Source organism: Thauera phenylacetica B4P, from assembly GCF_000310225.1.
Classification (GTDB): Bacteria; Pseudomonadota; Gammaproteobacteria; order Burkholderiales; family Rhodocyclaceae; genus Thauera; species Thauera phenylacetica.
In genome coordinates, this window is record NZ_AMXF01000676.1 from 1 (window position 1) to 202 (window position 202).

Below are 202 nucleotides of genomic sequence, written 5' to 3' on the forward strand. Positions count from 1 at the left end.
GTCGCCGCTGGCGAGGCCGCGGCCGCCCGAGACGATGACCTTGGCGGCGCCGAGCTCGGGGCGCGCGCTCTTGACGATCTCGCGACCGACCAGCGCGGTGACCCCCAGGTCGGCCGCGGCGGCGACCGCCTCGACCGGCGCGGCGTTGCTGCCGGCTTCGGCGGCGTCGAACGCGGTGGTGCGCACCGTGATCAGCTTGATC

At 76.2% G+C, this 202-nt stretch carries 1 pseudogene; it reads right to left on the minus strand.

From position 1 onward, the window contains the following. A pseudogene (locus C667_RS24215) lies at window positions 1-202 on the minus strand (electron transfer flavoprotein subunit alpha/FixB family protein); the annotation flags it as partial.